The organism is Donghicola mangrovi (assembly GCF_013377535.1).
GTDB lineage: Bacteria > Pseudomonadota > Alphaproteobacteria > Rhodobacterales > Rhodobacteraceae > Donghicola > Donghicola mangrovi.
Map to the genome: position 1 here is coordinate 1 of NZ_JABCJE010000043.1, position 583 is coordinate 583.

The following is a 583-nucleotide window of genomic DNA, read 5'->3' on the forward strand; positions in this document are numbered from 1 at the left end:
TCCAGAGATGTAACTGGCTCCGTTGTCCGATAGCAGCCGTGGCTTATGCCGAACTGTTGCCCTATCGCAGCCTGACGCCTGCAGAGCCAAGTCCAGCGTGTCGGTCACGTCGCCGGCCTTCATCGTCGTGCAGAGCTTCCATGCGATGATGTACCGACTGTAATCGTCAAGGATTGTCGACAGATAGAACCAACCCCAGCCGATGACCTTGAGATAGGTGAAGTCGGTCTGCCAGAGCTGGTTCGGCCGGGTCGTTTTGTCCCGGAACTTGTCGGCGGCCGACACCAGCACGTAGGCCGGGCTGGTGATCAGGTCGTAGGACTTGAGGATGCGATAGACCGAAGCCTCTGACACAAAGTACTTTTCCGTGTCGGTGAACCGCACGGCCAACTCGCGCGGCGACAGATCGCTTTCCTTCAGGGCCAAGTCCTTGATCCTCTCGCGCACCGGCTGAGGAATACGGTTCCAGACCCGTGATGGCCTAGGGCTACGATCCTCGAGCGCCTCGGGGCCACCGGCCAGATATCGGTGATACCAACGGTAAAAGGTCGTTCTGGGGATGCCAAGCTTGTCCAGCGTACGT

Annotated in this window: 1 protein-coding gene; it reads right to left on the minus strand. The window is 59.0% G+C overall.

Translation table 11 applies throughout. The features are described 5' to 3' along the window. On the minus strand, positions 1 to 583 hold a 583-nt coding region (locus HJ536_RS20695; protein WP_177159280.1), incomplete at both ends, for a DDE-type integrase/transposase/recombinase.